Source organism: Comamonas sp. HJ-2 (assembly GCF_053615495.1).
Map to the genome: position 1 here is coordinate 208248 of NZ_JBSIFD010000003.1, position 19770 is coordinate 228017.

At 59.6% G+C, this 19770-nt stretch carries 16 protein-coding genes; 8 read left to right on the top strand and 8 right to left on the bottom strand.

What is annotated here, in order from left to right:
- Positions 1–175 precede the first annotated feature (175 nt).
- A complete protein-coding gene (glnE, locus tag ACWGXF_RS04415; RefSeq protein ID WP_452101702.1) occupies positions 176–2968 on the top strand; it encodes a bifunctional [glutamate--ammonia ligase]-adenylyl-L-tyrosine phosphorylase/[glutamate--ammonia-ligase] adenylyltransferase in 2793 nt (930 codons plus the stop codon).
- 340 nt (positions 2969–3308) lie between these two features.
- Here the strand turns inward: glnE and ACWGXF_RS04420 are convergent, their stop codons facing one another.
- Positions 3309–3926 (bottom strand): glutathione S-transferase C-terminal domain-containing protein, encoded by a 618-nt coding sequence (locus tag ACWGXF_RS04420; RefSeq protein ID WP_054074271.1) that lies wholly within the window; start codon positions 3924–3926, stop codon positions 3309–3311.
- Positions 3927–4096: 170 nt separating this feature from the next.
- Between ACWGXF_RS04420 and purB the strand changes: the two genes are divergently transcribed.
- Positions 4097–5476, top strand: a complete 1380-nt coding sequence (gene purB / locus ACWGXF_RS04425; RefSeq protein WP_034382447.1) for an adenylosuccinate lyase — start codon at positions 4097–4099, stop codon at positions 5474–5476.
- A gap of 150 nt (positions 5477–5626) precedes the next feature.
- Positions 5627–6187, top strand: a complete 561-nt coding sequence (locus tag ACWGXF_RS04430; protein ID WP_012840346.1) for a YaeQ family protein — start codon at positions 5627–5629, stop codon at positions 6185–6187.
- Positions 6188–6190: 3 nt separating this feature from the next.
- Here ACWGXF_RS04430 and ACWGXF_RS04435 read toward each other — a convergent pair whose 3' ends face one another.
- Positions 6191–6640, bottom strand: coding sequence for a DUF3717 domain-containing protein (locus ACWGXF_RS04435; protein WP_452101703.1), 450 nt, complete (start codon positions 6638–6640; stop codon positions 6191–6193).
- Between the two features lie 425 nt (positions 6641–7065).
- On the opposite strand from ACWGXF_RS04435, the gene ACWGXF_RS04440 reads away from it, so the two are divergent.
- The 3 genes from ACWGXF_RS04440 to ACWGXF_RS04450 all read left to right on the top strand — a co-directional run bounded on the left by ACWGXF_RS04440 (position 7066) and on the right by ACWGXF_RS04450 (position 8887).
- Positions 7066–7821 (top strand): TerC family protein, encoded by a 756-nt coding sequence (locus ACWGXF_RS04440; RefSeq protein ID WP_003066777.1) that lies wholly within the window; start codon positions 7066–7068, stop codon positions 7819–7821.
- Between the two features lie 133 nt (positions 7822–7954).
- Positions 7955–8428, top strand: coding sequence for a hypothetical protein (locus ACWGXF_RS04445; protein WP_034351037.1), 474 nt, complete (start codon positions 7955–7957; stop codon positions 8426–8428).
- A 108-nt stretch (positions 8429–8536) separates the two neighbouring features.
- Complete coding sequence (locus ACWGXF_RS04450) at positions 8537–8887, top strand: phage holin family protein (RefSeq protein ID WP_034348032.1); 351 nt, start codon at positions 8537–8539, stop codon at positions 8885–8887.
- Here the strand turns inward: ACWGXF_RS04450 and ACWGXF_RS04455 are convergent.
- Complete coding sequence (locus ACWGXF_RS04455) at positions 8846–10507, bottom strand: M48 family metalloprotease (protein ID WP_452101704.1); 1662 nt, start codon at positions 10505–10507, stop codon at positions 8846–8848. The genes ACWGXF_RS04450 and ACWGXF_RS04455 overlap by 42 nt on opposite strands.
- 200 nt (positions 10508–10707) lie before the next feature.
- Between ACWGXF_RS04455 and moaC the strand changes: the two genes are divergently transcribed.
- Positions 10708–11175 carry a cyclic pyranopterin monophosphate synthase MoaC gene (moaC, locus tag ACWGXF_RS04460; protein WP_452101705.1) on the top strand — a complete coding sequence of 156 codons (468 nt, stop codon included), beginning with the start codon at positions 10708–10710 and terminating at the stop codon, positions 11173–11175.
- Here moaC and ACWGXF_RS04465 read toward each other — a convergent pair.
- The 5 genes from ACWGXF_RS04465 to ACWGXF_RS04485 all read right to left on the bottom strand — a co-directional run bounded on the left by ACWGXF_RS04465 (position 11132) and on the right by ACWGXF_RS04485 (position 16424).
- On the bottom strand, positions 11132–12817 hold the full coding sequence (locus tag ACWGXF_RS04465; RefSeq protein WP_452101711.1) for an O-antigen ligase family protein: 1686 nt from the start codon (positions 12815–12817) through the stop codon (positions 11132–11134). The two genes, moaC and ACWGXF_RS04465, sit on opposite strands and share 44 nt — an antisense overlap.
- Positions 12780–13205, bottom strand: a complete 426-nt coding sequence (locus ACWGXF_RS04470) for a pilin (protein WP_256629289.1) — start codon at positions 13203–13205, stop codon at positions 12780–12782. The genes ACWGXF_RS04465 and ACWGXF_RS04470 overlap by 38 nt, the downstream gene beginning before the upstream one ends.
- Before the next feature lie 188 nt (positions 13206–13393).
- Positions 13394–14113, bottom strand: coding sequence for an FHA domain-containing protein (locus tag ACWGXF_RS04475; protein WP_039050359.1), 720 nt, complete (start codon positions 14111–14113; stop codon positions 13394–13396).
- A 316-nt stretch (positions 14114–14429) separates the two neighbouring features.
- Entirely contained in the window at positions 14430–14978 is a 549-nt protein-coding gene (gene ssb, locus ACWGXF_RS04480; protein WP_003064700.1) for a single-stranded DNA-binding protein, read from the bottom strand.
- 273 nt (positions 14979–15251) lie between these two features.
- Positions 15252–16424 (bottom strand): MFS transporter, encoded by a 1173-nt coding sequence (locus ACWGXF_RS04485; RefSeq protein ID WP_452101712.1) that lies wholly within the window; start codon positions 16422–16424, stop codon positions 15252–15254.
- A 226-nt stretch (positions 16425–16650) separates the two neighbouring features.
- Between ACWGXF_RS04485 and uvrA the strand changes: the two genes are divergently transcribed.
- Positions 16651–19719 carry an excinuclease ABC subunit UvrA gene (gene uvrA / locus ACWGXF_RS04490; RefSeq protein ID WP_229227804.1) on the top strand — a complete coding sequence of 1023 codons (3069 nt, stop codon included), beginning with the start codon at positions 16651–16653 and terminating at the stop codon, positions 19717–19719.
- The last annotated feature ends 51 nt before the right edge of the window (positions 19720–19770 follow it).

A 19770-nucleotide genomic window follows, 5' to 3' on the forward strand; every position in this document is an offset into this window, starting at 1 on the left:
AGCCTATGAATTTGGCGAGTTGGGAGTGGTTTCGGTTCGATCATCGGTGGCCTAGCAATGGCAGGAATTATGACCGGCGCCCCGTGCGCGTTTCGGTAACCACACGTTGCCGAGCTGATTACCTGCCTGCCTGACATCATTTTTCACGGTCCGCATGCAGTCCCCAGAGCAAGCAATGGCAGAAAACGCCCTCAATGTTCCTTCCCCGGCCCAGTACTCGCGCTTTGTGCAGCGCCTTCACCGCCGTTACGAGAACTGGTTTGACGCCTTGCCACCGGGAGCCCCCGACCGGGCCCTGATGGAGCAGGCCCTGGGCACGCTACAGTCGCGCGGCCTGGACCTCTCCGCGGCGCTGCGCGTGCTGCGCCAGCTGGTGATGGAGCGCATCATCGTGTTGGACTGCGAACAGCAGGCACCTCTCGCCGTGGTGACCAAGGCCGTCACCGAGCTGGCCGAGCTGGCCCTGGATCGCGCCTGCACCCAGGTGCGCGCCGAACTCGACACCCGGCATGGTGCACCTCAAGGACCCGCCGGCCAGGAAGTCCAGTTCTGGGTCATAGGCATGGGCAAGCTAGGTGCCCGCGAGCTCAATGTCTCCAGCGACATCGACCTGATCTACGTCTACGAACATGACGGCGACACCCGGGGCAAGGCCGACGGCCGCGGCGTGATCTCCAACCACGAGTACTTCGGCCGTGCCGTCAAGGGCATCTTCAGCCTGATCGGCGACACCACCGAACACGGCTTTGTCTTTCGCGTCGACCTGGCCCTGCGGCCCAACGGCAATTCAGGCGCCCCCGCCGTCTCGCTGTCCTCGCTGGAGGAATATCTGCAGATCCATGGCCGCGAATGGGAGCGCTTTGCCTGGCTCAAGAGCCGCATCGTAGCGCCGCTGGCCGATATCCAGACCCCCAACGTCCAGGCCCTGCGCGGCGTGGTGCTGCCCTTTGTGTTCCGCCGCTATCTGGACTATGCGGTGTTCGACTCGCTGCGCAGCCTGCATCGCCAGATCCGTGACCACGCCTCCAAGCGCAGCGCAGGCCATCCCGAGCGCGCCAACGACGTCAAGCTCTCGCGCGGCGGTATCCGCGAGATCGAATTCATCGTGCAGCTGCTGCAGGTGGTGCGCGGCGGCCAGTTCCCCGAACTGCGCCGTCGCCCCACACTGGAAGCGCTGCAGCGCCTGGTGCAGGCCAATCTGATGAGCGCCGAGATTGCCGATGCGCTGAGCCGCGCCTACATCTTCTTGCGCCAGGTGGAGCACCGCATCCAGTATCTGGACGATCAGCAGACCCATGTGCTGCCCACACGCGACGATGATCTGCTGTGGATTGCCCGCACCCTGGGCTATGCCGATGCCTGCGGCTTTCTGCACCAGCTGGACGAGCACCGCGAACTGGTGGCACAGGAGTTCGACACCTTGCTCGGCGGCGACTCCCAGCAATGCAGCAACGGCCACTGCAATGCCGCCAAGGCCGCGGCAGGCGGACCGCCCACGCCCAGAGACATCGAAGACCTGATCGAGGCCCTGCCTCCCTCGCTGGCCGGGCAGGTCGCCGACTGGCGCAGCAATACCCGCATCAACGGCCTGCGCGACGAGGCGCGGGCTCGTTTGTTCAGGCTGGTGGAGCGCACCTCGCAATGGGTGGAAAGCGGCCAGTCCAGCGAAGAAGCTGCCAAACGCTTTCTGCAGTGGCTGGAACCCCTGCTGCGCCGCGAAAGCTACCTCGCCTTGCTGCTGGAACGCCCGGCAGTTCACGAGAGATTGCTACATCTTTTGGGAGCTGCACGCTGGCCAGCACGTTACCTGCAGCAACACCCCGGGGTGATCGATGAGCTGGCCAGCGATGCCATCCTCAAGGAGCGCTTTGTCGCAGCAGACTTCGAGCACGAGCTGGCCATGCGCCTGGCCGCCCTGCAGTCCACGGGCGAGGACGACGACGAAACCCTGCTCAATCTGCTGCGCCGCGCCCACCATGCCGAAGTCTTCCGCACGCTGGCGCGCGATATCGAAGGCCGCATTACCGTAGAGCAAGTGGCCGACGACCTCAGCGCCCTGGCCGACAGCGTGCTGCGCATCACGGCCCAATGGTGCTGGAGCCGGCTCAAGAGCCGACATCGCGATACGCCACGTTTCGGCATCGTGGGCTACGGCAAGCTGGGCGGCAAGGAACTCGGCTACGGCAGCGATCTGGACATCGTCTTCGTCTTCGATGACGACGATGACCGCGCGCCCGAGGTCTACGCGGCCTATGTGCGCAAGCTCATCAACTGGCTGACCGTCAAGACCGGTGAGGGCGATCTGTTCGAGATCGACACCGCACTGCGCCCCAACGGCAACTCGGGCCTGCTGGTGACCAGCTTCGAGTCCTATGCCAACTACCAGCAGCAGCGCGGCAGCAACACCGCCTGGACCTGGGAGCACCAGGCCATGACGCGTGCCCGCTTTGTGCTGGGCAGCCGCGACTTTCCCTCGCCTGCAGGCGAGCCTGCGACCGATCTGCACCTGCATCAGCGTTTTGATGCGGTGCGCGAAGCTGTCATCACCGCGCCGCGCGATGCCGCTGCTCTGCGCAACGAGATTGAAACCATGCGTGAGCGGGTGCGTGGCGCCCACCCGGTACGCGGCGGCCTGTTTGACGTCAAACACAGCCCCGGCGGCATGGTGGATGTGGAATTTGCCGTGCAGTACCTGGTGCTGGCCGAATCCGGCGCGCACCGCGAGCTGATCGCCAATGTGGGCAATATCGCCTTGCTGCAGCGCGCCGAAGACGCGGGCCTGCTGCCCAAGGCAGTGGGCTATGAAGCAGCCAAGGCCTACCGCGAGCTGCGCCGCCTGCAACACGTGGCAAGACTGGATGAGCGTTCCGGACAGCTGGAACCAGAGCAGGCCCAAGCCCAGCGCGAAGCGGTACTCAAGCTCTGGGCTGCGGTGTTCGGGCCTGTCGCCTCAGCGCAAAGCAGCTAACTGCTCCAAGGGCCCGGAGATTGGTGAGCACCTGCTTTTCGAGGCACTGGCAGCATCCATCAAGATTTGCCTACAGGCATTGCCAAACTGTTACAAAAATGAAACCCACGGGGGCAGGAACTTCTGCAACAGTGTCTTATCTGATAGTCAAGTGCAATGAACTGACAGGTCTGCATTCACCAATTTCCAGTTGCGAAGCCCTTGGGTACGCCCATTGAACAATCCCCGGAGCGCTTCTCCTCCCTCCCTCTCTTAATTCGTTTCGGGATGCTTCGCAGCTTTTTTATGCCCCAAAAAAGGCCACTTTCGAGTGGCCTTTTCTTTGACGGCATGCTGCCACTCAGTGGGGCACGGTGTTCACAAAGCTGGGGCGTGCCGCCAGCTTGGCCAGCAAGGCGGCCAGATTCGGATGCTCGGCGCGCCAGTCCATCTCGGGAAAGCGGAAATCCAGCCAGGCCAGGGCACAGCCGACGCTGATATCGGCCAGCGTCAGATGCGTGCCTCCGCAGCAAAACGGCTTCTCGCCCAGGCCCTGAGACATGACCTTGAGCGCGGCCTGGACCTTGCCCATCTGGCGGTCCATCCAGGCCTGGCTGCGCTGCTCTGCACTGCGGCCGGGCCAGGTGGCCTCCAGCCGCACCAGAACGGCAGCGTCCAGCATGCCGTCAGCCAGTGCCTCCCAGGTCTTGACCTCGGCGCGCTCGCGGCCCGTGCCCGGAATCAGCTTGCCAACCGGCGAAAGTGTGTCCAGATATTCGACGATGACGCGCGAATCGAACATGGCCTCCGTTCCGTCCATCACCAGGCGCGGCACCTTGCCCAGAGGATTGCCCGTACCCGGCGCAAGCGCTTCCTCCCAGGGATTCTCTTCGACGAATTGATAGTCCAGCTTCTTTTCGGCCAGCACGACGCGGACTTTGCGCACAAAGGGGCTGGTGGTGGAGCCTATTAGTTTCATAGCAGCGGTTCCATGACACGAGTCACCGGCGACGGGCCGGTGCGATGATTCTATGCGCTGGCATGGCGGCACGGCTGCCGCCGCAAAGGGGCGGCATGCGTGCCAGTCACGGCCGCCGAGCAACCCAGCGCGGCGTGCGACTGATACAGCGCACCTACAATTGCGCCACCATGAACCTGTCCTCCCTCACCGCCATCTCTCCCTTGGACGGCCGCTACGCCGCCAAGCTGTCCGCACTGCGCCCCATCATGAGCGAATACGGCTATATGCACCGCCGTGTTCAGGTCGAGGTGACCTGGTTCATCGCCCTGTCCGATGCCGGCTTTGCCGAATTCCCCGCGCTGTCGGCCGAATCGCGCGACTATCTGCACGCGCTGGTCGCCAACTTCTCCGAAGCCGATGCCGACGCCATCAAGGCCATCGAAAAGACCACCAACCACGACGTGAAGGCCGTGGAGTACTGGATCAAGTCCAAGTTCGATGGCCGCGCCGAGCTGCAAAAGGCCGCCGAGTTCGTGCACTTTGCCTGCACCAGCGAAGACATCAACAACACCAGCCACGCGCTGCAGATCCGCGTCGGCCGCGACACCGTGCTGCTGCCCGCCATCGACGGCATCATCGCCAAGCTGCGCGAGATGGCCCACCTCTACGCCGAAGTGCCCATGCTCAGCCGCACCCACGGCCAGACCGCCTCCCCCACCACCGTGGGCAAGGAACTGGCCAACGTGGTCGTGCGCCTGCAAAAGGCCGCTGCCAACATCGCCGGCGTGAAGATCCTGGGCAAGATGAACGGCGCCGTGGGCAACTACAACGCCCACCTGTCGGCCTGGCCCGAGTTCGACTGGGAAGCCTTCAGCAAGAACGTGGTGGAATCCGCCGAGCCCAAGGGCCTGGGCATCAGCTTCCAGCCCTACTCCATCCAGATCGAGCCCCATGACTACATGGCCGAGCTGTTCGATGCCATGGCTCGCACCAACACCATCCTGATCGACCTGTCGCGCGACATCTGGGGCTATGTGTCCCTGGGCTTCTTCAAGCAGCGCCTGAAGGCCGGCGAGATCGGCTCGTCCACCATGCCCCACAAGGTCAACCCCATCGACTTCGAGAACTGCGAAGGCAATCTGGGCATGGCCAACGCCATGCTCAAGCATCTGGCCGAGAAGCTGCCCATCAGCCGCTGGCAGCGTGACCTGACCGACTCCACCGTGCTGCGCAACATCGGCGTGGCCTTCGGCTACACCACGCTGGCCTACGCTTCGCTGATGACCGGCCTGAACAAGCTCGAACTCAACGAAGAGCGCCTGCAGGAAGACCTGAACCACGCCTGGGAAGTGCTGGCCGAGCCCATCCAGACCGTGATGCGCCGCTATGGCGTGCAGGGCGCCTACGAAAAGCTCAAGGAAGTCACGCGCGGCAAGACCGTGCTGGCCGAAGACCTGCACCGCCTGATCAACGGTCTGGAAATCCCCCAGGCCGACAAGGACCGTCTGCTGGCCATGACGCCTGCCTCCTACATCGGCAAGGCTGCCGAGCTGGCCAAGCGCGTTTGAACCGCAAGTTTGATCCGCAAAAAGGATAGCTGCTAGCGCTTGATACTCAAGCTTTTCAGCATCAAAGAGCTGCCAAAGCCAATGTTTATTGGCGCTGGCAGCTCTTGTTTTTGATAGTTTTCAAAAGGACTGCCTGCGGGCAGCACCGCCATGGCCATCAAGTCCACCATCTTCAAAGCCAATCTGTCGATTGCCGACATCGACCACAACTACTACGCCGACCACAATCTGACACTGGCGCGCCATCCCAGCGAAACAGATGACCGCATGATGGTGCGCCTGGTGGCCCTGGCGCTGAACGCCTGGAAGCTGCAAGACCTGTGCAATGGTGACGGCACGCTGGGCTTTGGCATCGGCTTGTCCGACCCTGATGATCCGGACGTGCATATCACCGACTACACCGGCCAGAAGCGCCTGTGGATCGAAGTCGGCCAACCCGACGAAAAGCCCATCACCAAGGCCTGCAACAAGTCCGACCATATGCTGGTCTATCCCTTCAACCACGCCGCCCATGTCTGGTGGAAGGGTCTGGAAGGCAAGCTGGCCCGCCAGAGCAAGCTGGAAGTGCATTACATCGACTCGGAAGTGGCCCAGCAACTGGGTGCGCTGGCCGAGCGCAGCATGCAGCTGCAGGCCACGATTCAGGAAGGCCAGCTCACGCTGTCCAGCAATCTGGGCACGGTGTTTATCGAGCCCACGCGCTGGAAATAAGCTTCAGAAACTCTGGCCGCGCCGCTCCGCCGCGCGCTCCGCATAGCGGTTGAAGCGCCAGGAATCGCCCTCGACCGTGATGCGGCGCCATACGGCCCGCTTCTCGGCGGGCTCCATGGCCGTCCAGTGCTGCACCTCGTCGAAACTGCGGCCGCAGCCCTTGCATTTCTCGTCGCCCTGGCTGGTGGAACAGATGGCAATGCAAGGCGTATCGGGCATGGTGTCGAACCAGGCCAGCCAGGCAGCCATCGCATGTGACGGAAAGCCCTCCACCGCCACCTCGGACTCGCAGGCATGAATCATCAGCGCATACACCTCGGCCAGCGCCTTGACCTCGGGTGCCAGCAGCACGCCGTCGGGCGATGGAGCGCGGCCTCGCCAGTAATTGATGGCAGCTTCGATGTCGGTGATGTGAATGACAGTCATGGAGCAGGCATCATAAGCCGCAGCCATGAGGCCTGCGTCAGCAAGGTTGCTTCGTTTTTGGTAGCTGCCTGTGCTTTGTGCAAAGGCGCCGCAAGACGGCTGCTCAATATAAAACCTGTGAACTAGATGGGGTTTGAAACTTGAAATCCCATGCCTGCTGTGTTGAAATGCGCAGCTTCGAAGGGGAGTAGCTTATCGGGCGCATGCTTTGCGTCATGAGCGGATGGTCGTCAATACGAAGCGCAAGCTTCCGGCCATACGGTTTGCAGCCAGGCTGCAATCGAGCAAGACCTTTGATAGGCCGATGACGGTCAATCAAAGTGTCTGCCCCTGCACGATTCCTCGCGCGGGTTTGCGCTTCGACTTACGTCACCTTGGTCTTCACCCGCTGGCGTCAAGTGCCAAACCTATGCAGACTGCACCGGCGGCATTCCACAACGAGGAAAAATCACATGGATCTGGACTTTCTGACCCACACGCCCTTCTGGATTGCGCTGGGCCAAATCATCATCATCGACATCCTGCTCGGCGGCGACAACGCGGTCGTGATCGCACTGGCCTGCCGCAAGCTGCCGCCCGAGCAACGTCGCAAGGGCATCATCTACGGTACTGCCGGTGCCATCATCCTGCGCATCATCCTGATCGCCTTTGCCATGGTGCTGCTGCAGCTGCCGTTCCTGAAGGTCGTGGGTGCCATACTGCTGATCTGGATCGGTATCAAGCTGATTGCTCCCGATGACGAAGGTCACGACAACATCGAAGGCAGCGACAAGCTGTTTGCCGCGATCAAGACCATCATCGTCGCCGACCTGGTGATGTCCGTGGACAACGTGATCGCCATCGCCGGCGCAGCCCAGAGCTCGGGCGACCACCAGATGCTGCTGATCGTGCTGGGTCTGCTGATTTCCGTGCCCATCATCGTCTGGGGCTCGCAGCTGGTCATCAAGCTGATGGAGCGCTTCCCCATGATCATCGTGGCCGGCGGCATGCTGCTGGGCTGGATCGCGGGCGGCATGTTCGTGACCGACCCCGTGTTCGTGAACACCGACAAGTGGCTGTGGATGCCCAAGCTGGGCACGACCGATGCACAAGGTCTGGCCGAGATCTCCAAGACCCTGTATTGGGCAGCCCATATCGGCGGCGCACTGCTGGTTCTGGCCCTGGGCAAGTTCATTGCCAGCCGCCGCCCCGCGGTTGCAGCCCACTAAGTCTGGAAAACCCAGCAATTCGTGAAGGAATGCGGGAACTGACCGCAGCCTTCACGACTCACAATAGAAACAAGTCGGCACATTCCTACAGATGTGCCGCATTCTTCAACCTTCGTTCCCGTTAGGACGCACTTTGAACCCCATCATTGTTTACGTGGATGACGCCACATACGCCCAGCCTATGCTCGAGGCACTGGCGGGATCGAGCCAGGCGGCTTCCTCCCACTGGTTGCTGGTGGCCTGTGCTCCGCGCATGACCCACCGTGTGAGCAAATGGGTCAGCCATCGCGCTCGCGAGAACTGGCGCGGCAAATGGGCAGACAAGCTGTTTGCGGCGCTGATGCCCGTGATGGCGACGACAGGAGGCAAGGTCACCGCCGTGCTGGCCAAGGGCCCGCTGACCGAGCTGGTCGCCGAATTGCAGCAGGAACATGGCGCAGCACAGATCATCGACGCCCGCCGCCCCAAGCAGGAGGTCGTGCAAGCCGCTCCCGTCAAGGCCAATGCCAAGACAGGCGCCACCGGCGGCCGCTGGAATCTGCCCGGCACCATGGCGGCGATTGCCGCCATGATGGGCTTTGTGATCGACGACTCGCTCTCGATTTAAGAGCTTCAAGCACTCTCAAAATAAGCCTTGCGCGGCCAACACCTCGCAAGGCTTTTTTATGCTGCGCCGCGATGACCGCAGACACGGCCTGCTGCTATGCTGGCCAGCATGAAAATCCTCGTCAAATGGCTTCTTTGCGCGGCGGCTCTTCTCGCGGTCGCCTATGTCTACAGCGGCGTACAGGTACAGAGCTTCGGCTCGGCCATGATTGCGGCCCTGGTCATCGGCCTGCTCAACACCATCATTCGCCCCATCCTGGTGATACTGACGCTGCCCGTGACCATCATCACCGTGGGCCTGTTCCTGCTGGTGGTCAACGGTCTGATGTTCTGGATGGCCTCCGGCATCCTCGGCGGCTTCCATGTCACCGGCTTCTGGGCCGCCATGCTGGGTGCGCTGATCTACTCGGTGCTGGGCCTACTTATTGACCGCCTTGTCGCGCAGCTGTTCCCGGAGTAACTCGTCCACGGCACGCAAACGCGTGTCGATGATGGAAGCCTCGAAGTAATCGGCACTGGCGCCGGCCTTGCGGGCCAGATCCTGCGCGGCCTTGAAGCGATCCACCGCTGCCGCGTAGTCATAGTGCGCCACCTGGGCCTCTGCTTCGGCCCGCAGGGCGCGCATCTCCTGGCCCTGGCTGCGCCACACGCGCGCCAGCGTCTGCCAGGCCGAGCCATCGCGCGGATGATCCGTCACCCAGGTCTGCAAGGGGCTGGCCATGGAGCCTGCCTGGTTGAGCCTGAGCAGGATTTCCGTCTTGAGCAAGAGCTGCGGCCTGCGTGGTGCGACCTGCTCCACCACGTCAATCGTGGCCAGGCTTGGCCCGGCCTCACGTGGCCCGACCTCGCGCGGCCCGGCCAGATTGCCGCTGGCCGTGACCCTGGGCGCCGCCTGGGGGGCATTGCCGGACTGTAGCGGCAAGGCCGCCAAGGCCGCCTGCGGGTTGTCGGCCTTGAATTCAAGCTCGGCATTCAGCCATCTGGCTTGAATATTCGCTGGTGCGTTGCCCGCCGTCGCCGCGAGCAGCCGCTGCGCCATCTCGCGCGCCAGCGGCCAGTCGCGCAGATACATGGCACTGAGCGTCGCGGCATAGAGCTGAGCAACCTGCTCGAACTGGCTCAGGCTGGAAAAACTGCCGGAACGCGGCAGCCTGGCCCACTGGCGACGCACCTCGACACCGGGGTTGGAGATCACACGTGCGCGCGCCGCCATCATCACATGCTCCAGCGTCGGCACGGGGTCGGCCGCGCGCTTGCCGGGCGGAATGCGCGAATCCATGTCCGCGATACGCTGTGTGGTCAGCGGGTGGCTGCGCAGATAGGGCCAGCTGCCGTTGTCATTGAGCCGGCTGGCCTGCTGCAGCTTGCCGAACATGCTCACAAAACCCTGGGGAGCAAAGCCCGCAGGAGACATCAGGCTGTAACCCATGCGGTCCGCCTCGCTCTCCATGGCACGCGAGAAATTCAGCTGGTTTTGCATCACCGCCGCCGGACCGCCCATCATGATGGCCATAGCTGCATCGGGGCTGCGCGTGGCCGCCAGGGCGCCCAGCAGCATGGAAGCCAGCATCAGCGGCGTCTGCTTGCCTTGCTGGGCCATCATGCGGGCAATGTGGCGCTGGGTGATGTGGCTGGTTTCATGGGCAATGACCGAGGCCAGCTCATCGCCGCTGCTGACCACGCCGATCAGGCCCAGATAGACGCCCATATAGCCGCCGGGCAGTGCAAACGCGTTGACCTGGCGGTCCTTGCCCAGGAGCAGCGTCCAGGCAAAGCGCTCCTCCAGCTCGGGCGACAGCTCGCCATTCTTGCGCGCCGCATCCTGCAGATGCAGCCAGATGCCTTCCACATATTCCTGCAGCACCGGGTCGTCCAGATAGTCCGGGTCGCGATACAGTTCGCGGGCGATGGAATCGCCCAGACGCCGCTCCTCGCCCGTGGTCAGCGACGATGCGCCGTCGCCCAGGGTCGGCAAGCCCGCCGCCTGCGCAGAGGAAGCCAAGGGGGATATGGCCTGAATAGCTATCAAAACAGAAGCTGTCAGCGCTTTTAGAATATGAACTGTACGCAGTTTTGGCATCAAAAATGGCATGGCAATCACAGCATTGCCAGCATACGGATCTTCCATATGCCGACCGTTCAACACCCCACTATGATGCCTTGATTGATGGATGCGGCGAGATGCCCGCCTGTGATGCCCAGGTATAGCCGCCACCCACCACCCGCTCAACCCTGATTGCGCCGCAGAATCGAACCCGTCTGCAGCCGGAAAGAACCGCCATGTCCTCTCTTACCCACTTCGACGCCCAGGGCCAGGCCCATATGGTGGACGTTGGAGCAAAGCCCAGCACCCATCGCATCGCCGTCGCCGAAGGCCGCATCACCATGAAGCCCGAGACCCTGGCCATTGTGCAGGCTGGCACGGCCAAAAAAGGCGACGTGCTGGGCGTGGCCCGCATCGCCGCCATCATGGCCGCCAAAAAGACCAGCGACCTCATCCCCTTGTGCCACCCCCTGGCCCTGACCCGCGTTGCCGTGGAGTTCGAGCTGGAGCCCGAATCCAGCTCCATTCTCTGCACCGCCACCGTCGAGCTAAAAGGCCAGACCGGCGTGGAAATGGAAGCCCTGACCGCCGTGCAGGTCGGCTTGCTGACTATCTACGATATGTGCAAGGCGGTGGATAAGGGGATGGTGATGGGCGGGGTCAGGGTGATGGAGAAGCGGGGGGGGAAGACGGATTATTATTGAGGCACTTTAGTGGATTTACATTCATATTATCGAAATCAATTTCACCTAAAATTATTTTTGATTTTTCATACCAAAATTTTGCAGATGAACAGTTTTCTTCATCATCAAAATGGTTAATTAACTTTTTAAAGCTAACTGCAACAGGATATTTTTTTATTACTCTCTCTAAATTTTCAAAGTCTTCATTAGAGTAATTCTCTGATCTTTTTAATAGATTTGCATGTATTTGTAATGCATCGATCATTTGAACTTTAATTGGATCTTGATCAGGAATGAATCCATTTAAGACAATAGATCTTCGTTGAAGGTCAATTATATTTTTTACTTGTATATATTGAATAGAAATGAAACCCAAAATAGCACAAAAAACAAAAACTGGCAGTGTGTAGAAATATTTACTAATGTTTACCACTGGCCCATTACCATTATAAAGACACCCCATTGTTAATGAGAATAAGATTAGCATGTAGAAATAATGCAATGGGTACTCTAACATAGAATGTACCAAAAATGGCATTGCTCCATAGAAAATTAATATTTTATTTGAATTTTTATTCTTTATAAAAACATCAAAAACAGAATACAAAAATAATGAGAACAATCCCACCCCAATTGGAAAACCAAACCAAATAATAAAATCAAAAAATAGATTATGTGTTTGCGCAATTGCTTGATGATACCAGCCAGGATAAAAATCAACAAAATCAAAACTTGCATTTAGTGTATTATCAAAGCCCCAACCACCCCAAATTTTTTGGCGTGATGCTTCAAACATCATATTCCACAAATCAAATCTACCAGAGCTGACATCTTGGCCCACCATCTCTCTAGACAAAGAAAAGATGCTGAAAAAACAATAAAATGTAAAAACGCCAAGGAGCACAAACAAAAAATAGGACCCATGCCTAATACGGTCTCTATCAAAAGCTCCACATAACAGAAAAACCAAAATTATAGATAATAGCGCTGTTCTTGATGCAGTTAACGCAATTCCGCAACTAATCAATAAAGTCAAAAATATCAACTCTATTAGTTTTATTTTTTTATACTCAAACAACAAAATTACACCCACAACAGAGAAAACATAAAATGTTCCAAGTTGATTTGGCTGCCCAAAATTTGAATATGGCCTATTTCCAATCAATGGAAGGATAAAATTTCTCCACCAATCTCCTGCATCAAAGAACTGAATCAATTGAAAAACAACATTTACTACTGATGCAAAAATAACAACAATAATCAAATCAATAAAAAAATCGTCGTTTTTAGATGTTGCCAAAAAATTAAATGCAGCAAAAGAAAATACCAAATAAGAAACACCTAAAATTACATTTTGCAAAAAAATATCATTTCTAAATAAATATTGAATTATTATCATGGAAATGAATAAAAATATAAACAAGGTATATTTATTTATTGAAAAATATATTTGATTACTTTTATTTGAGAAAATAAAAAATATAACCGAAAGCAAGGCAAAACCGTCCATATAGAAAGACGGCCATGGCACACTACGATACGGAATCGTAAATGCTAAAAATAAAAACAATAAAGATATTTTTTTCATAAAAAAAAGCCCCCGAAGGGGCTTTGTTTTCAACTTATTATCGGCAAGAGGAAGGCAAATACTTTCCAAGTGCATCAGTTCCACAAACCCATGTATAAGATCCGCTACCAGCTGTCGGAGTCAGCGTAATTTTCTTACCCTTAATTCCATCAGAAATTCCGGTCGACTTCATAGTTGCAGTAATCACACCGCTTGTCCCCACAACAACATCAGAGACATACTTGCCAGTGATATTTCCATCAATTCCAGCAGATGCGTTGGTTGCAGGGAATGCACCATTGCTTGCATGATATTCTGAAACAGCACCTTTCTGACCGCTAGCAAGCGTGAATGCTTCGCTCATTTGAGCACGCGCGGTGTAATCCTGATAAGCAGGCAGAGCCACGGCAGCCAGAATACCGATGATCGCCACAACGATCATCAGTTCGATCAGGGTGAAACCCTTTTGAATGGAACGCTTCATTTCAAACTCCCTAGTTGGATGAGACCCAAGGTATCAAGCAAGCTGCATGCCAACAATTTGACAGAGGCAGAGCCTGCACCAGACGACACGTTTGGCAACACGAACGCGAGTTTGAGTAACAATTTTGGCGATCCAATCGCAAGCGGTGACAAATTTGTCACACGCTTAACACCCGTCAAGCCGGCCAGTCACTCCACGACAAAGCGCATGGTGCTGCCTGCCAGGTCCACCGTGTCACCATTGAGCAGCGGCACAGACAGAGGGCCCACCACCTGGCCATTGAGCTTGAGGTCTTCGCTTGCTCCCTCCAGTTGGGTGAGCACAAAGCCATGGGGCTTCTGGGTGATGGAGGCGATGGCTACACCAGGCTTGCCCAGGGTGGTGACGACCTTGAAAAGAGGTATTTCCCTGCCGGCCAGGCTGCCGGTGAGCATGCGAATCACCGCGTGGCGCTCGGGCAGTGCGGCGAGCGAGCCCTGGATGGTGGAACTGAAGCTGGAGATTTCACCAAACCCGGAGGGGCTGGCGACTTTGGCATAGCCGCTGTCTGCCTCTTCGGAAATATGCGCCAGCGCCTTTTTGCTGCTCTGGGCAGGCGACGGGGCACTCGAATCGGCATTCACGGTATCGAGAAAGCGGATTTTGTAGCGACCAATGTCCAGCAGGTCGCCGTTGAGCAGGTCCTGCTTCTGGATGGCGCGACCGTTGACATAGGTGCCGTTGGTGCTGCGCAGGTCTTCAATGCTGACCTTGCCGCCAGAGATGGTGAGCACGGCATGCTCGCCGCTGACCGCCAGATTCTCGATCACGATGTCGTTGTAAGGACGACGACCCAAGGTCGTGCGCTCCTTGGTGAGCTGTACTTCCTTGATGACTGCGCCGTCGATTGAGATGACCAAAGTCGGCATGCTCGAAGCTCCTGAGGAAACGCCAAGTCCTGCTTGGCTGCACTGGCTAGGACCACTCCCACTTGAGTGTGTGATTCAGCGCTGAATCATCAATCGTAACTGGATGAAACGCGCTTGCATGCTGCATCTTATTGCACTAATTCGATGAAGCCAGCTATTCGATTGAAATTTTCAACCTTGCTGTCATTCGGCTGCAGCATCTTTGGAATCGCACCCGCAATCTATCAAGTCGCCATATAAGAAAAGCCCGCGCTCGTTGAAAGCGCGGGCTTTTTTGCAAATCTTTGCAAAGTGGCGACAGCCACCTATCCGTGATTTAGAACGGGATGTCGTCATCCATGTCGTCAAACCCCGAAGCTGCGCGCTGGGGGGGAGGAGCCATGGGTGCAGGAGCAGGACGCTGCTGCATGGGTGCCGGTGCGGGGCGCTGCTGCATGGGAGCGGGAGCCTGACGGCGGGGTGCTTCGTAGCTGCTTTCGCCATAGCCATCATCACTGCCGTAGCCGCCTTGCTGCTGACCACCGCCCTGCCGGCTGCCCAGCATCTGCATGGCGTCGGCACGGATTTCGGTGGCGTAGCGTTCCTGGCCGGAGGCCTGGTCGGTCCACTTGCGGGTGCGCAGGCTGCCTTCCACATAGACCTGGCTGCCTTTGCGCAGGTACTGACCCACGATTTCGGCCAGTTTGCCGTTAAAGACCACACGGTGCCATTCGGTGGCTTCGCGGTTTTCTCCGGTGTTCTTGTCGCGCCAGCGGTCCGTGGTGGCGATGGTCACATTGGCCACCTGATCGCCGCTGGGGAAGGTGCGCATTTCGGGGTCACGACCCAGATTGCCGACGATGATGACTTTGTTGACGGATGCCATAGAGATACCTTTTCAAAAAGTGGCCCGGGTAGTCAAGAAAGGTCCCGAACCAATGAACCTCGTATTCTGCCCCAAGCCAGCCATAACGAGCACGGGATTGCCCTATATCCCATCACGGCGATACATGGTGCCCCAGCAGGAAAGGGGCCACTGCGCGCGAGCAGCCGAGCAAGGGCAGCCCCGCTACGAGGGCTGCGTCCCCCCTCCGCGTAGCAGAGAGGGGGAAGGCGGGGCCGCCTAGGCGCACAGCGCCTCAGAGGGTGTTGCTGTAAGTCAGTGACGCCCCACCGGGCGCAGCGGCCAGGTCACGACCAGCCACAGGGCAACGAGCACAGCCGTCATGATGAACAAGCCCGGCACGCCCGCAAATTTGGCGACTGCACCACCGACAGCGCCACCGGCAAACAGGCCCAGCGACTGCAGCGTGTTGTAGGCACCCAAGGCCGCACCACGCAGCGGCGCCGGAGCCATGCGCGAGACCAGACTTGGCTGGGTGGCTTCAAGAGCATTGAAGCCGCAGAAAAAAAGAAACATCAGCAGCGCCATGCACCAGACCGTCGGAATGGTGCCGCTGGCGGCCAGCATGCCCAGACCGATCTGCACGACCAGTACCAGGCCAATGGCTCCCAGCAAGGCCTTGCGCAGCTTGCCCTTGCGCTCCATGGAAAACAGCAGGCCCATGGCCAGAAAGGACAGCAGCACGGCCGGCAGATAGATATGCCAGTGCTGCTCCTTGGCCAGACCGGCCTGCACCAGCATGGCAGGCACGGCCACCCACATGGACATCTGCACGGTATGCAGGATGAAGACGCCAAAATTCAGGCGCAGCAGATCGGACTGGCCCAGCAGCTCGCTGAACCGGCCCTTGGGCGCATCGGCATGCTGCCTGGGCTCTGGCGGTACCACCCACAGCACCACGGCAATGCCGGCCAGCGCCAGCGCACAGGTCAGGCCGAAGATGCCGGACAGGCCTATCCAAGCATTGAGCAGCGGCGCCAGCACCAGCGCCAGTGCAAACATCAGGCCGATGCTGCCGCCCACCAGGGCCATGGCCTTGGTACGCACGCCATCGCGCGTCAGATCGGCCAGCAGGGCCGTGACGGCGGCAGACACGGCGCCTGCGCCCTGAATGGCACGCCCTGCCATCAGACCGGTCAGCGAGTCGGCCATGGCCGCAATCAGGCTGCCTGCCGCAAACACCAGCAGGCCGGCGACGATGACCGGCTTCCGGCCGATACGGTCGGAGGCCAGACCGATGGGCAACTGGAACAGGGCCTGGGTCAGACCATACAGACCCATGGCCAGGCCGATCATGGCCGGGTCGTCACCGCCAGGGTATTTGCGTGCCTCCAGCATGAAGACGGGCAGCACCAGGAACAGGCCCAGCATGCGCAGCGCAAAGATCAGCGCCAGGGCGCCGCTGGAGCGGCGTTCCTGGGTGGTCATGGTGGAAGAGGATTTGTCCGTGCCCTGCGTGCCCGCGCTGGGGGAGGTATTGATTTTTTTCACGCTCAGATTTTGCCAAGAGTCAAAGTCTTATGCCCAGGTTAACTAAACCACTGCCGGGCAAAAGAGAGGAAATAAAACCGTAGATTGTCCGTGAACCTGAATCATCTAGTCACGCGCAAGCCCGTCTGACTATCATGGAGAGTTTTCCCCGTCTGGAGCGCCCGTGTCCCTGAAGCCTGATTCGCCCTCTGAAGTCCATGATGACAGCCTCTATCTGGGCCGTTCTCTGGCGCAGACACGTATCGCCATTCGCGGCGCACGCACGCACAACCTCAAGAACATCGACCTGGACATCCCTCGCAACCAGCTGGTTGTGATCACCGGCCTGTCGGGCTCGGGCAAGTCCAGCCTGGCCTTCGATACCTTGTACGCCGAAGGCCAGCGCCGTTACGTGGAGAGTCTCTCGGCCTATGCACGCCAGTTTCTGGGCCGCCTGGACAAACCCGATGTCGATCTGATCGAGGGCCTGTCGCCCGCCATTTCCATCGAGCAGAAGGCCACCAGCCACAACCCGCGCTCCACCGTGGGCACGGTGACCGAGATCAACGACTATCTGCGCCTGCTCTACGCCCGCGCCGGCACACCGTTCTGCCCCGACCACAATCTACCGCTGCAAGCCCAGACCATCAGCCAGATGGTGGACAGCGTGCTGCAGCTTCCCGAGGACACCAAGCTGATGATCCTCGGCCCCCTGGCGCGCGAGAAAAAGGGCGAGTTCGCCGAGCTTTTCGTGCAGCTCCAGGCCCAGGGCTATGTGCGCTTTCGTGTCGACGGGCAGATCTACGATGCCCAGTCCCTGCCCAAGCTGGAGAAGAACGAGCGCCACAACATCGATGTGGTGATAGACCGCGTCAAGGTGCGCGAAGACATCAAGCAGCGCCTGGCCGAGAGCTTTGAGGCGGCCTTGCGTGCCGGCGGTGCCGATGCCGGCGGCCGCGTCATCGCGCTGGAGATGGACGGCGGCAAGGAGCATCTGTTCAGCGCCAAGTTCGCCTGCCCCCTCTGCGACTATTCCCTGCCCGAGCTGGAGCCGCGCCTGTTTTCCTTCAACTCCCCCATGGGAGCCTGCCAGGCCTGCGACGGCCTGGGCAACAGCGAAGCCTTCGACCCCGACCGCGTCGTGCCCTTCCCGTCGCTGAGTCTGGCCAGCGGTGCCATCAAGGGCTGGGACAAGCGCAACAATTACTACTTCTCCATGCTGGAGAGCGTGGCCAAGCACTATGGCGTGAGCACCGAGACGGCGTTCGAGGAGCTGCCCGAGAAGGTGCGCGACGTGATTCTCTTTGGCTCGGGCGACGAATCCATGGAGTTCAACTATGTTTTCGAGAGCGGCGAACGCAAGGGCGAGGCCTTTATCAAGTCGCACCCGTTCGAAGGCATCATCCCCAATATTCAGCGCCGCTTTCGCGAGACCGAATCCCAGGTCGTGCGCGACGATCTGGCCAAGCTGCGCAGCATTCGCAAATGCCCCGAGTGTGAAGGCACGCGCCTGCGCCGCGAAGCGCGCTTTGTGCGCGTGGGCGATGGCGAGCAGGCCCGCTCCATCTATGAGGTCAGCCATGCCACGCTGGCCGATGCGCTGGGCTGGTTCAAGCAGCTGAGCATGGCTGGTGCCAAGGCCGAGATTGCCGACAAGATCGTGCGCGAGATCGCCTCGCGCCTGCTCTTCCTCAACGATGTGGGCCTGTCCTACCTGAGCCTGGACCGCAGCGCCGACACGCTCTCGGGCGGCGAGGCCCAGCGCATCCGCCTGGCGTCTCAGATCGGCTCGGGCCTGACGGGCGTGATGTATGTGCTGGACGAGCCCTCCATCGGCCTGCACCAGCGCGACAACGACAAGCTGATTGCCACGCTGGAGCACCTGCGCGATATCGGCAACAGCGTGATTGTGGTCGAGCATGACGAAGACATGATGCGCGCAGCCGACCAGATCATCGACATGGGCCCGGGCGCCGGCGTGCATGGCGGTCGCATCATGGCCCAGGGCAGCTATGAAGACATCAAGGCCAGCCCCGATTCGCCCACGGGCCGCTATCTGAGCGGCGTGCAAAGCATTCCCGTGCCCAGGCAGCGCACCGCCTGGCTGCCCGTGCTGCGCAAGGAAAGTGAAGCCGAAACCAGCCAAAGCACATCGCGCTTTCCGGTCACGGCCGCCAAAAAGCGGGAATCTGCGAGCAAGGCGCGGACCGACCTTCAGGCGCTGACCGTGCAAGGCGCGCGCGGCAACAACCTCAGGAACGTGACAGTGGACTTCCCCGTCGGTCTGTTCACCTGCGTGACCGGCGTCTCGGGCTCGGGCAAATCCACCCTGGTCAACGACACGCTGTATGCCGAAGTGGCACGCCAGGTACACCGTGCAGGCACCGAGCCGGCTGCGCATGACGATATCGCGGGCATCGACTATTTCGACAAGGTCATCAACGTCGACCAGTCGCCCATCGGCCGCACGCCGCGCAGCAACCCGGCCACCTATACCGGCCTGTTCACGCCCATCCGCGAGCTGATGGCCGAAACCAATACCGCCAAGGAACGCGGCTACGGCCCCGGGCGCTTCTCGTTCAATGTCTCGGGCGGCCGCTGCGAAGCCTGCCAGGGCGACGGCGTGGTCAAGGTGGAGATGCATTTTCTACCCGATGTCTACGTGCCCTGCGACCTCTGCCACGGCCAGCGCTACAACCGCGAGACGCTGGAAGTGCAGTGGAAGGGCCGGAACATCTCGCAGATTCTGGAGATGACGGTCGAAGACGCTCATGCCTTCTTCAAGGATGTGCCCAGCATTGCGCGCAAGCTGCAGACCCTGCTGGACGTGGGCCTGTCCTATATCCGCCTGGGCCAGAGCGCGACCACGCTGTCGGGTGGCGAGGCCCAGCGCGTCAAGCTCGCACAGGAGCTGTCCAAGCGCGACACCGGCCGCACGCTCTACATCCTCGACGAGCCCACCACGGGGCTGCACTTTGCCGACATCGCCCTGCTTCTGAAAGTGCTGCACCAGCTGCGCGATGCGGGCAACACCATTGTCGTGATCGAGCACAACCTCGACGTCATCAAGACCGCAGACTGGCTGATCGACATGGGCCCCGAGGGTGGCTCGGGCGGCGGCCAGGTCGTGGCTCAGGGCACGCCAGAGGAAGTCGCGGCCAACCCGGCCAGCGTGACGGGCCGCTACCTCAAGCCCTATCTGGACAAGGCTCCCGCCAAATCCAGAGCCAAGTCGGCCACAAGCCAGGATTGACCAAGCACAGCCGGCCATGCAGGACCATGGCCGGCGACACCGAGGAGAGAA